The following is a 12,942-nucleotide window of genomic DNA, read 5'->3' as shown; positions in this document are numbered from 1 at the left end:
GCCCCGGCCGGCAGGCGCATCAGGCTTTTGCCGCCTCCGTGCGCTGCCGGGCTCCAAAGATCCGCGCCACGATCACAAAGAACAGCGGCACCAGCAGCACGCCCAGCACCGTGGCCGAGATCGTGCCGCCCAGCACGCCCGCGCCGATGGCATTGCGCCCGCCCGATCCCGCGCCAATGGACAGGACCAGCGGCAGCACACCCAGCGAGAACGCCATGGAGGTCATGATGATCGGCCGGAACCGCTGCTTGGCCGCCTCCGCCGTCGCGACCAGCAGCGGCTCTCCCGATTGCTGCCGTTCCCGGGCGAATTCCACGATCAGGATCGCGTTCTTGCCGGTCAGGCCGATCACGGTCAGCAGGCCGACCTGAAAGAACACGCCGTTTTCATAGCTGCCCAGCCAGGCCCCGACCAGCGCGCCCAGCACCCCGATCGGCATGGCCAGCATGACGGCAAAGGGGATCGACCAGCTTTCATATAGCGCGGCCAGCGACAGGAAGACCGCCGCCAGGGACAGCGCATAAAGCAGCGGTGCCTGATTGCCCGATTGCCGCTCTTCCAGCGACAGCCCGGTCCATGCCAGGTCAAAGCCCGGCGGCAGCTGCGCGGCAAGACGTTCAAGCTCTGCCATCGCCTCGCCCGAGGTGACGCCGGGCGCGGGGTTGCCCTGGATCTGCATCGCCGGCACGCCATTGTAGCGATAGATGCCCTGCGCCCCCATCTGCCACGACCCGGTGGCGAAATTGGCAAAGGGCACCAGCCCGCCGCTGGTATTGCGCACCCGCCACTTGGCCAGATCCGAGGGCGTCGCCCGGCTGTCGGCCTGCCCCTGCACATAGACCCGTTTGATCCGGCCCTGATCGAGGAAGTCGTTCACATAAGACCCGGCCCAGGCGATGCCCAGCAGGTTCGACACATTGGTCGCCGAAATGCCCATGGCCCCGGCCTTGCGCCAGTCGATATCCAGCTTGAACTGCGACGCATCCTCCAGCCCATTCGGACGCACACCGGTCAGCAGCGGGCTCTGCGCCGCCATGCCCAGCATCTGGTTGCGGGCCGCGACCAGCTCGTCATGGCTCTGCCCGCCGCGCGCCTGCAGATACATGTCAAAGCCCGAGGCATTGCCCAGTTCGGGCACGGAAGGCGGCACGATCGGAAAAACGAAGGCATCCTGAATCTGCGACAGTGCCCCATAGGCCCGCCCGGCCACCGCCTGCACGGAGAGCGCAGGATTTTCCCGCTCGCTCCAGTCCTTCATGCGGACAAAGGCCAGACCCATATTCTGCCCCTGCCCGGCAAAGCCAAAGCCTGCAACGCCAAAGACCGCCTCTACCGCATCGGATTCCTGTTCGAGGAAATAGGTCTCGATCTTGTCGATCACCGCCTCGGTCCGTTCGGTCGTGGCGCCGGTCGGGCCCTGGATCATCACCAGCATGATGCCCTGATCCTCCGCCGGCAGGAACCCGGTCGGCGTGCGCAGGAACATGAAGACCATCGCCGCAACCAAAGCGAGATAAACCAGCGCCATGCGAAACGGCCGCTTGATGATGCCGCCAACCAGCCCGCCATAGCCGCGCGTTGTTGCGTTGAACCCGCGGTTGAACAGGCCAAACAGCCCGCCCCGCGTGCCATGGCTCTGCTTCAGCATCGTCGCGCAGAGCGCCGGCGTCAGCGTCAGCGCCACCACCACCGACAGCGCCATGGCCGAGACGATGGTGATCGCGAACTGCTGGTAGATCACCCCGGTCGACCCGCCGAAGAAGGCCATCGGCACGAACACCGCCGACAGCACCATGGCGATCCCGATCAGCGCCCCGGTGATCTGACCCATGGATTTTTTCGTGGCCTCATAGGGGCCCAGGTTCTCCTCCTCCATCACGCGCTCGACGTTTTCCACCACGACGATGGCGTCGTCGACCAGCAGACCGATGGCCAGAACCATGGCAAGCATCGTCAGCGTGTTGATGGTAAAGCCAAGCGCCGCCATGATCCCGAAGGTCCCCAGCAGCACCACCGGCACCGCCAGCGTCGGGATCAGCGTTGCCCGGAAGTTTTGCAGGAACAGGAACATCACGAGGAAGACCAGCACGATCGCCTCGATCAGCGTATGCACCACGGATTCGATAGAGATCTCGACAAAAGGCGTGGTGTCATAGGGGATGACATATTCCATGCCCTGCGGGAAAAAGGCCGCGAATTCCTCCATCCGGTGCTTGACCAGCTCGGAAGTGTCGAGCGCATTTGCCCCCGGCGCCAGGCTGATTGCCATGCCCGTCGCCGCCTGCCCGTTATAGGTGGCAGAGAAATTGTAGCCTTCCGCGCCGATCTCTACCTCTGCCACGTCGCCCAACAGCACGAGCCCGCCGTTTTCCTCGGCCCGCAGGACGATCTGGCGGAAATCCTCGGGCGTTTGCAGCAGCGATTGCGCCGTGATCGTGGCGTTCAGCATCTGCCCTTCCGGCGCGGGCCGGGTGCCAAAGGCCCCGGCGGAGATCTGGGCGTTTTCCGACGATACCGCCGATACGACATCCGACGGCGTCAGTTCATAGGCCGAGAGTTTCGACGGGTCGAGCCAGATGCGCATCGCATATTGCGACCCGAAAACCTGGACAGAGCCGACACCCTCGATCCGCGACATCTCGTCGACGAGGTTGGTCTGCAGGTAATCGGCAAGGTCGGTCTCGTCCAGCGTCCCGTCGGGCGAGATGAGCGAGACAACCATCAGGAAGCCGGCGGAGGATTTGCGCACCGTCACCCCCTGCCGCTGCACGCTTTCCGGCAGCAGCGGCGTGGCCTGGGACAGCTTGTTCTGCACCTGCACCTGCGCGATATCCGGGTCGGTCCCGGTCTCGAAGGTCAGGGTCACGGTCGTTGTCCCCGCCGATGTGGCGTTGGACGACATGTATCGCATCCCGTCCAGCCCGGTCATCTGCTGTTCGATGACCTGCGTCACCGTATTGGCCACCGTCTGGGCGGAGGCGCCGGGATAGGTCGCGTTCACCGTGATCGCGGGCGGGGCGATCTGCGGATACTGGGCGACCGGCAGGGTCAGGATCGACAGCAGGCCGACCCCCATGATGATGATCGAGATGACCCAGGCAAAAATGGGCCGGTCAATGAAAAAACGTGCCATGTCAGGCCCTTATTCTGTCGCGCCAGCGGCGGAGGCGGTCTTTTCACGCTCCTGCGCGGTGACGGTGGCGCCCGGGGCGGCGCGCTGTAGCCCGGCCACGATCACCCTGTCGCCGGCTGCCAGCCCCTCGGTCACGACCCAATGCGCCCCGCGGTCCTGCAACACCGTCAGCGGACGCGCCGCCACCTTGCCATCTTCGCCGACGACGAGGGTCTGCGGATTGCCCCGGCGGTCGCGAGTCACGGCCTCCTGCGGGACGAGGAAGGCGTTGTCGACCCGGGCGGTCGGCATCTCGACCTGCACATACATGCCGGGCAACAGCAGCATGTCCGGATTGTCAAAGGCGATCCGCAGCACGACCACGCCGGTCTGCTCATCCACATGCGGCTCCGCGGCCGTCAGCAGACCCTTCTGATCAAAGGTCGATCCATCCGCCAGCGTCAGCGTCACCTCCGCCGCGTCCAGATCGTCGCTCCCGCCACTGCGCCGCCGCTGCAACAGCTCGGCCGCCGACTGGGTGACATCGACATGCACCACATCCAGCTTGCGGATCGTGGTCAGCGCCGTCGCCTGACTGGCCGTGACCAGCGACCCGGGCGAGGCCTCCGACAGGCCGATCCGACCCGACAGCCGGGCCCGAACCTCTGTATGATCCAGCTGGATCTCTGCGGTCCGCAGCGCCGCCTCTGCCACATCGACCTGAGCCAGCGCAGTATCGCGGGCAGATACGGCGGTATCCATGGCCGCCTGGGTGGCGACGCCGCGCCCGCTCAGCTCGTTCACACGGGTAAACTCCCTGTCCGCCGCCCGCAGCTGCGCCTGCGCCGAACTGACCGATGCCCGCGCCTGTGCCACCGCCGCCTCGTAACTGGTCGCATCGATGCGGAACAGGACATCGCCCTCCGACACCATGGAGCCCTCGCGGAACAGCCGTTCCGTGATGATGCCATTGACCTGCGGCCGGACCTCGGCCTCCGCCGACGCGCGCACCCGCCCCGGCAGGGTTGCCGTCAGGGTCAGTGCCTCCGGCTGCAGGGTTTCAACTGTCACGGCCGGCGGCGGCGCCGACCCGGCCTGCTGCGCCCGCGCGGTCCGAGGCATCAGGGACAGCGCAACCAGCAGGGCCGTGCAGGCGGGAACGAGGAACGATCTGAGGCGGGACATCCCGGTCTCCTTTCGGGCGGCGCATGGCAAAGACACTTGGAACGCGCCACGCAGATATATAAAAGACTTGTGAGTCTCTTAAATCTGTGCAGGCGTGATCCGCAAGCCATTTCAGAAAGAGGACGGAGCGATATGGCTGAAAAACGAGACAAACGCGCCTGTGCGGCACCGGAGGAGGCCCCCCGGTCCAAGGGCCGGCCCGTTGTCATGCGGCCCGAAGAACGGCGCCGGATCATCCTGGCAACCCTGGACGAGATGTTCCGGGAGGTCGGTCTGGCCGGCATGACCATGTCCGCCATTGCCCGCAGTGCCGGCATGTCCAAGCAAAAGCTCTACGACCTGTTCGAAGACCGCGACGCCCTGTTCGAAGCCTATCTCTCGGATAGCTACAATGTCGACATCGACCCGCCCGATCCCGATGATGATGCCGATTTCGAAACCCGCCTGCGCCGCATGTTCCGGTTCGATCAGCCGTCACAAGCCTGGGATCTGCCGATCGCCCTGTTCCGGCTGGCCATCGCAGAGGCCGCGCATCATCCCCGCCTTGCGCGGCGCTGCCTCGAAGAAGGACCCCGCAACAAACAAGCTCGTATGAAGAAAGAGATCGAAAGGGCTGTCCAGCGGGGAGAGCTCTCTGTCTCCGACACCTCCGCCGCGGCCCAATTGCTGATGGATATGCTGCATCTGCCGATTATCGAGGCGCTGGCCAGCCCGCAGTTCCATCCCTCCACCCGTGCCTGGGAAAGCCGGTTCGAGCTGGGCCTGAAGGTGTTCCGCCACGGGATCAGCTAGGGACCATGAACTGAGCCATCGCGTCGAGGTTGCGACGCCTCCGACGACGGACCGAAATGGGTTGGAGCGTCGGTCACAGCCAGTCGCCCAACAGTGCCAACCCCTCCGCCAGTCCGACAGGATGCTTTTGCTGGTGTTCGGTTTTGTCGGCGCTTGCGGTCCGAAGGTTTCCTGAGATGGCTTTCAGCCAAGTCCGCAGGCGCGTCACGCGCCCGCGGCAATTCTTACGCGCCGGGCGGGATGCAGTCTCAGTCTGGTCCCGGATTGCAAGGGAAACCGCCCCGAACAGCCGCAAAGTTGCAAATATTTTCACAATATAGAATTGTTGGAAAATTTGAGCAGATAAATTCAGGCATTTCTCTAGGTTTTTCTGAAATTCATTGACGAGATGCGGTTTACCTCATCATCATGAAATTAATCTTCCTCGATTATTTCATAATATGGAAAACGTGACACAATGAAAAATCTGCTCCTCGCCTCCGTTGCCGCAGCCTCCATGAGCCTCATGGCAGCCCCGACCATCGCCGGAAAGGCAGATGACTCGCTTGTCTGGGTGACGAACCGCGAGGCCAATATTCCTCTCGTCTGGTGGGAGAACCTCGTCGATATCGCAGCCATGCAGCACCACTATTTCGACACACTGGTCTATCGCGACCCCGAGACCATGGAATACCTGCCGCTGCTGGCCACCGAATGGACCCGGATCGACGACCTGACACTGGAATTCAAGCTGCGGCCCGGTGTCACCTTCCATGATGGCAGCGCCTTCAGCGCCGACGATGTCGTCTCCAGCTATTCCCATCTGATCGCCCCCGAGACCGCCGTGATGAACGCGGGCCTCGTGAAATGGATGAGCAAGGTCGAAAAGGTGGACGATATGACCGTCCGCATCACGACGGCCAAACCCTTCCCCGCGATCTTTGAATTCCTCTCCGGCACCCGCATGGGCATCATGCCCTCCGAAGTATGGGAAAACCCGCCGAAGAACGCCGCTGGAGAGCCGGACTATGCCAATATGCCCGTGATCGGCACGGGCCCCTACAAAATGGTCAGCTTCCAACCCGGCGGCGATATGATCCTCGAGCGTAACGAGGAATATTTCGACGGACCGAAGGGCCAGCCGGCGATCAAGACCCTGCATATGAAGACGATCCTCGACCCGGAGACCGCGGTGGCAGAGCTCATGGTCGGCTCGGTCGACTGGGTGACCGGCCTGACGCAGGACTCGGTCGACAATCTGCGCGGCGTGCCGGGTATGCAGGTCCTCGACGGGCCGGACATGCGGATCTCTTATCTCATGCTCGATGCCACCGGCCGCTCCGGCGACACGCCCGTGGCCGATCTGAAGGTCCGGCAGGCCATTGCCCATGCCATCGACAAGAAGGGCATCGCGGAAAACCTCGTCGGCCCCGCTGCCAATGTCCTGAACGCCGGGTGCTATCCGACCCAGGTCGGCTGTTCCCAGGAGGTGGAGCCCTATGCTTATGATCCCGCGAAATCGAAGGAACTGCTGACCGAGGCGGGCTATGGTGACGGTATCAATATCACCATCGATGCCTACCGCGACCGCTACCTGCTGGAAGCGATCATCGGGAACCTGCGCGACGTCGGCATCAATGCGGATATCAACATGCTGCAATGGGCCGGGCTGCGTTCGAAAATGAACGATAGCAAGGTGCAGGTCGCGCAGACCGGATGGGCGTCTTCGGGGCTGAACGATATCTCCGGCATTGCATCTGTCCTGCTCAAGATGACGCCGGATGACTATTGCCAGAACCAGACGGTCAAGGACCTGCTCGACAAGGCCGACACAACCATCGACCCCGAGATGCGCGATGCCACCTACAAGCAGGCGCTGGAAGAGGTCGCAAAAGAGGTTTGCTGGGTGCCGCTCTATTCCCATTCCAAGCCCTACGCCTATAGAGAAGATCTGGAATTCTTTGCCACGGCCGACGGCTTCCCGCTGTTCTTCCTCTCCAGCTGGAAATGAACCGCATCAGATAGGCGGATAGAGGGCGCCCCGTTCCGGGCGCCCTGCCCCAATTCCGAAGGACCAAAATATGACGAAGACCCTGATCAAGGGCGGCCAGATCCTCTCCATGGATGACGGCCTCGGCAGTTTCACCGGCGATGTCCTGATCGAGGATGACCGTATCGCCGCGCTCGGCCCCCAGATTGAAGCCGAGGATGCAGAGGTCATCGACGCCGACGGCCGGATCGTCCTGCCCGGCTTCGTCAATGCCCATCTGCATACCTGGCAGGGCGCGATCCGGGCCATTGCCGCGGATTGGCCCTCAGGCGGCTATTTCAAACATGTCCATGCTGGCATCTCGCCGCATTACACGCCTGAGGACACCTATATCGGCACGCTTGTCGGCGCGCTCAGTCAGATCGAAGCCGGCACCACCACGCTCTTTGACTGGTGCCACAATAACGCCACGCCGGCCCATACCGATGCGGCCATCGACGCGCTTGAGGAGGCCGGACTGCGCGCCGTCTTCGGCCATGGCACCGTCAAGCCGGAGCCGAAGCCGGGCGAGCCGCATTTCTCCACGATCCCCCACCCGGTGGCCGAGATCGACCGCCTCCGCAAAGGCCGTCTGCACGACGATGCGGCGCTGGTGACGCTCGCCGCCTGCATCCTCGGCCCGGACTATTCCGGCATCGAGGTCTGCCGCCACGATTTCCGTATGGCCCGGGACTATGACCTTCTCTCCAGCTCCCATATCTGGGGCCTGAACCGCCTCGTCGCCGACGGCTACATGACCATCGCCCGCGAGGGCCTGCTGGGCCCGGACCACAACATCGTCCACGCGAACTACATTGGCGATGAGGAACTGCGCGTGATCCTCGACCACGGCGCCACCGTCACCTCCACCCCGCCGGTTGAACTCGGGCCGCATCCGGTAGAACCGCTTGTGTCCCGCATCCTGCGCATGGGTGGCCGCCCCTCCATCGGCCCGGATACGGAGGTCGATCTGACCGGCGGGATGCTCGACACGATGCGCGCCTCGCTGATGGGCGCGCGGCTTTACAACACCAAACATGCCGATGGCCTTCTGGCAGAAGAGGACGTGAAGGAACGCAAGGTCGGGGTGCCGACCGCCCGCGTTACCGAACCGCCTGTCGCGTCGATCGAAGCTTTGAAATGGGCCACGATCGACAATGCCCGCGCCCTCCGGCTCGATCACCGTATCGGCTCCCTCACGCCCGGCAAACAGGCAGATCTCCTCATCATCGGGCGCCATTCGCTGGCGATGATGGGAACGGTCGACCCGGCACAGACGGTCGTGCATTTCGCCCAGAACGCGGATATTGACCTGGTCATGATCGCCGGCCAGATCCGCAAGTCCGGCGGCAGGGTCCATGGCGTGGACATGACGCGGATCGCCCAGGAGCAAGCTGCCTCAGCCAAACGCCTCTTCGCGGCCTATCCCATTTCGATCTGATCCCGGCCCTGCCCCCTTTTTTCTTGCCGAAAATATCCTGCAGGGGGGGCGGGGGGATGCAAAATCCCCCCGCGGCGCCACAGCCCGCCAAATGTCGCGACCAACAAAAAAGGCGCCCGAAGGCGCCTTTTGGGTCAAATGCGCAATGTCACTCTTCCCATTTTGCTAGGAAAAACAACGGGAACCCGTCTGCCGTCGGGAAAAAATCCAGCCTGTCCTGCGTCGCATAAACCTTGGAATAGGAAAAGAGCGGTATCCAGCAGACCTCCTCTGCCACCATGGTCAGCGCCTCCTTGTAGACAGCGGCCCGCGCCGTTGGATCGATGGTGCTGTCGCCCTTGTCGAGCAAGGCCTTGATCTCCGGCGACTGGCACAGATCGTCCGGCCCCATCTTGAGAAGGACAGAGGCGATGGCCGAAACGTCGTTCAGCCCGGACGACGCCCATGTCCGGAGCGCCATGTCGATATCGCCGGCCTTCAGCCGCTCGCGCAGGCCGGACCATTGCAGATAGGTCATCTCAGCATTGATCCCCGATTCCCTCAGCGACCCGAGGACCGCCTCCGCATGGGGCCGCTCACGATAGGCGCCCATCTCGATGGTGATGCCGTCCGGATAGCCTGCCTCGGCCAGCAACGCCTTGGCTTTTTCCGGATCGTAATCGTAATGCGGCACATCATCCGTACAGCCGACCTGAGTCGGATAACAGGCGGCATTCACCACCTGCGCAGCCGGGCCCACAATCTCCCGGGCGATGGTCTCCCGGTCGATGGCATGGGCTATGGCCTGGCGAACCTTCAGATCGGCCACCGGCGTGCCGGCGTGCCGCCCGGTGCGGTCCAGAACCAGATAGGCAATCCGCATGTCGGGCCCGGCAACGGTCTTCACTCCCGGTACGGCCCCCAGCTGATCGACCATATCGGCCGGCAGATCGGTCAGCCAATCTACGCCGCCCACCATAAGCTCGGCCACCCGCGTCTCCTGATCGGGGATCGTGCGGAAGCTGATCGTCTCGATCGCCGGCTGGCCCTTCGGCCCGTCAAAGTAACCCGGGTTGCGGGTCAGGGTCAGACCCTCGCCCGGCGTGAAACTCTCCATCCGGTAAGGCCCGGTGCCGATAGAGGGCATCTGCGCGAAGTCCGGCGTGCCATCGGGTTTGGCCGGCAGATTGTCCCAGACCTCCGCCGCAGGCACGGCAAGCCGCGTGCCAGACAGGAATTCCAGTGCCGGCGGAAAGGGCTTGGCCATATGGATACGAATGGTGAAATCATCAACCTTTTCCACCGACTCCATCCAGGTGATCAGGCTCGCATTGACGACGCCGGTCTCGGGCTTGAGCAGCTCTGTATAGCTGCGCACAACATCATCGGCATTGAACGCGCTGCCGTCATGATAGGTGACATCCTCGCGCAGGGTCAGTTCCAGCGTGGTGTCGTCGATCCAGTCCCACCCGGTGGCCAGCAGGGGCTCGTATTCCATCGTTTCGGGATTGCGATACACCAGCGTGTCATAGATGTGGTACATCATTGCCCCCATTTCGCTGACGGTATCCCACCAGACGAAGGGCACGCTGATCTCCCGGTCAGTCGACCAGACCAGCGAATTGTTATCAGGTCCCGCGACCACCGGCCCGGTCAGGGCAAAGGCGGCGGCACCGGCGAGAAAGGTTTTGCGCAGAGCGGTCATAGGGGTCTCCTTCCGGGGTCAGGCTGCATCGTAGGAAATCTCGGGGAGACCCTTTCCGGGCTCCGGCGTCAGGACGGAGGCCAGCAGCATCCGGGTGTAAGCGCTCTCCGGCGCGGCAAAAAGCGCGGCCGTGGGCCGGTGTTCCACCACTTCGCCCCGGTTCATCACCATCACCTCCGTCGCGATATGTTCGACAACCGCGAGATTGTGGGAGATCAGCACATAGGTCAGGCCCAGCTCCTGCCGCAGCTCCTGCAGAAGATTCAGGATCTGCGCCTGGATCGACACATCGAGCGCCGAAGTCGGCTCGTCGCAGATCACCAGCTCGGGGCGGGAGATCAGGGCACGGGCAATCGCCACCCGCTGCCGCTGGCCGCCCGACATTTGACTGGGGAAAACCCCCGCCAGCCGCGTGGGCAGGCCGGTCATTTCCATCATCTCATGCACACGCTGACGGATCTCGCGCTCTGCGATACCGGCGACGCGCAAAGGCAGACCGATGATCGTCTCCACACGCTTGCGCGGATTCAGCGACAGGTAGGGGTCCTGGAAGATCGGCTGGATATGGGCCGCACGGGTCATGCGGGACATGCCCGAGAGCGGCTGCCCCTGGAACAGCACCTCCCCCGCCGTCGGGTCATCCAGCCCAAGCAGGATCTTGGCCAGCGTGGACTTTCCGCAGCCCGACTCACCGACGATCCCCAGCACGCCGCCCCGCGGCACATCAAGGCTGACGCCCCGCACCGCCTGCACCAGCCTTTTGCGCTTGCCGAAACCGGCGGAGACAGAGAAGTCGCGCCGGATGTCGCGTGCACTCAACAGGATATCGCTCATGCGGCCGTCTCCTCCGGGGTGAAGTTGCATTCATAGATATGGCTCGCCGCATCGCGCCGCCGCGTGGCCTCGGTCGCGCAGATCGGGGAGGCCGCGGCGCAGCGGTCCCGGAAGGCGCAGCCCTGCTGCGGCCCGATCAGCGAGGGCACCACGCCGGGGATCGCACCTAGCGGCTCGCCCGGTTTCGTCCGTCCGGGGACAGGAATGCAGTTGATCAGCGCGCGGGTATAGGGATGGCAGGGCCGCGCGAAAAGCTCGTCCACCGGCGCCGTTTCCACGATCCGCCCGGCATACATGACAGCGACCCTGTCTGCGAAACGCGCCACCAGACCGAGGTCGTGGGTGATGAAGAGAATGCCCAGCCCCATGTCACGCTTCAAGTCCTGCAGCTGGCGCAGGATTTGTAGCTGGATGGAGACGTCGAGCGCGGTGGTCGGTTCATCCGCAATCAGCAGGTCCGGGCCACAGATCAGCCCCATCGCGATCATCACGCGCTGACGCAACCCCCCCGATAGCTGGTGCGGATATTGCGTCAGCCGCTCCTCTGCATTGGCTATGCCGACCTTTTTCAGCATCTCCACCGACTTTGCCCGTGCTTCCGCCCGTTTGACGGGAAAATGGCGCAGGTAGACCTCTTCCAGCAGCGACCCGATGGTGAAGCTCGGATTGAGCGAGGTCATCGGGTCCTGGAAAATCATCGACATTGAGCGTCCGCGCAGCCCCTGCCACTGCCTCTCCTTCAGCGTCCGCAGATCGGTTCCATCGAAGGACAGCGCATCGGCCTTTACCTTTGCCACCCGCGGGCTCAGTCCCAGCAGCGCATGCGAGGTCAGGGACTTGCCGCAGCCGGATTCGCCGACAATGCAGAGCGTCTCTCCCTTTTCGACCGAAAAGCTCACGCCGCGCACCGCATGCAGAATGCCGCGCGATCCGGGGATATCGATGGTCAGGTTCTCTACGTTCAAAAGGCTCATGCCCGGCCCTCCGGTGCGGTGACATCCCGGATACCGTCGCCCAGCAGATTGATCGCGAGGACGAGGATGAACAGCGCCGTTCCCGGAATGGCGATGATCCAGGGCCGGAAGAACATCTGGCTTTTCCCTTCGGAGATCATCAGCCCCCAGGACGGCGTCGGCGGCTGCACGCCAAGGCCGAGGAAGGACAGGGCGGCCTCGAACAGGATGGCCTGCGCGATTTCCAGCGTGGCCACGACGATCAGCGCGCCCATGATATTCGGCACGACTTCGGACAGCAGAATGCGCGGCACCGAGGCCCCGGCCGCCCGTGCCGCAGACAGGTAGTCGAGCGTTCTGATCTGTTGCGTTGCCGCCCGCATGACCACGGCGAACCGGTCCCAGACCAGCAGGCCCAGCGTCCAGATCACCACGGTCAGCGACCCGCCAACCAGCGCCACCACCACCAGCGCCACAAGCATGGCCGGCAGAGCGAGCCGCACATTGGTAACGAAGCTGACCACGAAATCCGCCCAGCCGCCGAAATAGCCGGCCAGCACCCCCATTGTCGTGCCGATCACGGCGGCGATGGCCGTGGCGCCAAACCCGATCAAAAGGGAAATCCGCGCCCCGTAAAGCATCCGTGACAGGTAATCGCGGCCAAGCGCATCAGTGCCCAGCGGATGTTCCCAGCTGCCGTCGGCTGACCAGACGGGCGGGATCAGGCGTTCGGTCAGGGATTGGGTGTAGGGGTCATGTGGAGCCAGCAATGGTGCGGCCAGCGCCATGAGCACGATCAGCAGCAGCACAGCGCCTCCGATCAGCAGGCCGGCATGCCCTCGCGCCCGGCGCAGCGTGTCGGACTGGGGTCGCTCCGGCACGGCCGGGGACAAGGCGGGCGTCTGGGTATTCAAAGTCTCGGTCGCGGTCATA

Annotated in this window: 9 protein-coding genes; 3 read left to right on the top strand and 6 right to left on the bottom strand. The window is 63.7% G+C overall.

What is annotated here, in order from left to right; translation table 11 throughout:
• Nucleotides 1–19 precede the first annotated feature (19 nt).
• Both ACRARG_RS18125 and ACRARG_RS18120 read right to left on the bottom strand, forming a co-directional pair.
• Entirely contained in the window at nucleotides 20–3,133 is a 3,114-nt protein-coding gene (locus tag ACRARG_RS18125) for an efflux RND transporter permease subunit (RefSeq protein WP_432691627.1), read from the bottom strand.
• 9 nt (nucleotides 3,134–3,142) lie between these two features.
• Complete coding sequence (locus ACRARG_RS18120; RefSeq protein ID WP_432691626.1) at nucleotides 3,143–4,297, bottom strand: efflux RND transporter periplasmic adaptor subunit; 1,155 nt, start codon at nucleotides 4,295–4,297, stop codon at nucleotides 3,143–3,145.
• A gap of 132 nt (nucleotides 4,298–4,429) precedes the next feature.
• Between ACRARG_RS18120 and ACRARG_RS18115 the strand changes: the two genes are divergently transcribed.
• From ACRARG_RS18115 to ACRARG_RS18105, 3 genes are all read left to right on the top strand, one after another.
• Complete coding sequence (locus ACRARG_RS18115; RefSeq protein WP_432691625.1) at nucleotides 4,430–5,089, top strand: TetR/AcrR family transcriptional regulator; 660 nt, start codon at nucleotides 4,430–4,432, stop codon at nucleotides 5,087–5,089.
• Between the two features lie 457 nt (nucleotides 5,090–5,546).
• Nucleotides 5,547–7,079: an ABC transporter substrate-binding protein gene (locus tag ACRARG_RS18110; RefSeq protein WP_432691624.1), complete on the top strand. Its 1,533-nt coding sequence runs from the start codon at nucleotides 5,547–5,549 to the stop codon at nucleotides 7,077–7,079.
• 70 nt (nucleotides 7,080–7,149) lie between these two features.
• The gene (locus tag ACRARG_RS18105; RefSeq protein ID WP_432691623.1) at nucleotides 7,150–8,538 is read left to right on the top strand and encodes an amidohydrolase family protein; all 1,389 of its coding nucleotides are present in this window, start codon (nucleotides 7,150–7,152) and stop codon (nucleotides 8,536–8,538) included.
• 148 nt (nucleotides 8,539–8,686) lie between these two features.
• Here ACRARG_RS18105 and ACRARG_RS18100 read toward each other — a convergent pair whose 3' ends face one another.
• Genes ACRARG_RS18100 through ACRARG_RS18085 form a run of 4 tightly spaced genes read right to left on the bottom strand, consistent with a single transcriptional unit; the run spans nucleotide 8,687 to nucleotide 12,941 of the window.
• Nucleotides 8,687–10,222 (bottom strand): ABC transporter substrate-binding protein, encoded by a 1,536-nt coding sequence (locus ACRARG_RS18100; protein WP_432691622.1) that lies wholly within the window; start codon nucleotides 10,220–10,222, stop codon nucleotides 8,687–8,689.
• Between the two features lie 18 nt (nucleotides 10,223–10,240).
• Nucleotides 10,241–11,056 carry an ATP-binding cassette domain-containing protein gene (locus ACRARG_RS18095; RefSeq protein WP_432691621.1) on the bottom strand — a complete coding sequence of 272 codons (816 nt, stop codon included), beginning with the start codon at nucleotides 11,054–11,056 and terminating at the stop codon, nucleotides 10,241–10,243.
• Complete coding sequence (locus ACRARG_RS18090; RefSeq protein WP_432691620.1) at nucleotides 11,053–12,030, bottom strand: ABC transporter ATP-binding protein; 978 nt, start codon at nucleotides 12,028–12,030, stop codon at nucleotides 11,053–11,055. The genes ACRARG_RS18095 and ACRARG_RS18090 overlap by 4 nt, the downstream gene beginning before the upstream one ends.
• Nucleotides 12,027–12,941 (bottom strand): ABC transporter permease, encoded by a 915-nt coding sequence (locus ACRARG_RS18085; protein WP_432691619.1) that lies wholly within the window; start codon nucleotides 12,939–12,941, stop codon nucleotides 12,027–12,029. Before ACRARG_RS18085 ends, ACRARG_RS18090 begins: the two co-directional genes overlap by 4 nt.
• Nucleotide 12,942 lies beyond the last annotated feature (1 nt).

It is taken from the genome of Pseudooceanicola profundi, from assembly GCF_050897955.1.
In the GTDB taxonomy this organism is placed as follows: Bacteria; Pseudomonadota; Alphaproteobacteria; order Rhodobacterales; family Rhodobacteraceae; genus Pseudooceanicola.
The sequence above is the reverse complement of the archived record's forward strand: the minus strand, read 5'-3'. Positions and strand labels throughout refer to the sequence as shown.

Bases quoted from the DNA above. Each gene is read 5' to 3' on its own strand.
- ACRARG_RS18125 (WP_432691627.1), bottom strand. From the start codon at position 3,133: ATGGCACGTTTTTTCATTGACCGGCCCATTTTTGCCTGGGTCATCTCG.
- ACRARG_RS18120 (WP_432691626.1), bottom strand. From the start codon at position 4,297: ATGTCCCGCCTCAGATCGTTCCTCGTTCCCGCCTGCACGGCCCTGCTG.
- ACRARG_RS18115 (WP_432691625.1), top strand. From the start codon at position 4,430: ATGGCTGAAAAACGAGACAAACGCGCCTGTGCGGCACCGGAGGAGGCC.
- ACRARG_RS18110 (WP_432691624.1), top strand. From the start codon at position 5,547: ATGAAAAATCTGCTCCTCGCCTCCGTTGCCGCAGCCTCCATGAGCCTC.
- ACRARG_RS18105 (WP_432691623.1), top strand. From the start codon at position 7,150: ATGACGAAGACCCTGATCAAGGGCGGCCAGATCCTCTCCATGGATGAC.
- ACRARG_RS18100 (WP_432691622.1), bottom strand. From the start codon at position 10,222: ATGACCGCTCTGCGCAAAACCTTTCTCGCCGGTGCCGCCGCCTTTGCC.
- ACRARG_RS18095 (WP_432691621.1), bottom strand. From the start codon at position 11,056: ATGAGCGATATCCTGTTGAGTGCACGCGACATCCGGCGCGACTTCTCT.
- ACRARG_RS18090 (WP_432691620.1), bottom strand. From the start codon at position 12,030: ATGAGCCTTTTGAACGTAGAGAACCTGACCATCGATATCCCCGGATCG.
- ACRARG_RS18085 (WP_432691619.1), bottom strand. From the start codon at position 12,941: ATGACCGCGACCGAGACTTTGAATACCCAGACGCCCGCCTTGTCCCCG.